Origin of the sequence: Brachybacterium endophyticum (assembly GCF_003130585.1) — a bacterium.
Taxonomy (GTDB): domain Bacteria; phylum Actinomycetota; class Actinomycetes; order Actinomycetales; family Dermabacteraceae; genus Brachybacterium; species Brachybacterium endophyticum.
Genome location: NZ_QFKX01000015.1, coordinates 1 through 262 on the forward strand (window position 1 = coordinate 1; position 262 = coordinate 262).

The 262-nt window shown below is 65.3% G+C and carries 1 protein-coding gene; it reads right to left on the reverse strand.

Translation table 11 applies throughout. From position 1 onward, the window contains the following. Nucleotides 1–48 precede the first annotated feature (48 nt). On the reverse strand, nt 49–262 hold a 214-nt coding region (locus tag DEO23_RS15895; RefSeq protein WP_240613134.1), incomplete at its 5' end, for a Fe-Mn family superoxide dismutase.

Consider the following 262-nt stretch of genomic DNA (forward strand, 5'->3'; position numbering starts at 1 on the left):
CGCCCGGGCTGCGGGGCCGCTCGCAGGGAGCAACCCCGATGAGCGGTCTCAGGCGCCGGGGTTGACCAGGCCCGTGGTCTTACGGGCGTTCTCGAACCGCGCCTGGACGTCGGCCCAGTTCACGATGTTCCAGATCGCCTTGACGTAATCCGCCTTCACGTTCTGGTAGTCCAGGTAGAACGCGTGCTCCCACATGTCCAGCTGGAACAGCGGGACCGTCGCGACCGGGATGCCGTTCTGCTGATCGTAGAACTGCTCGATC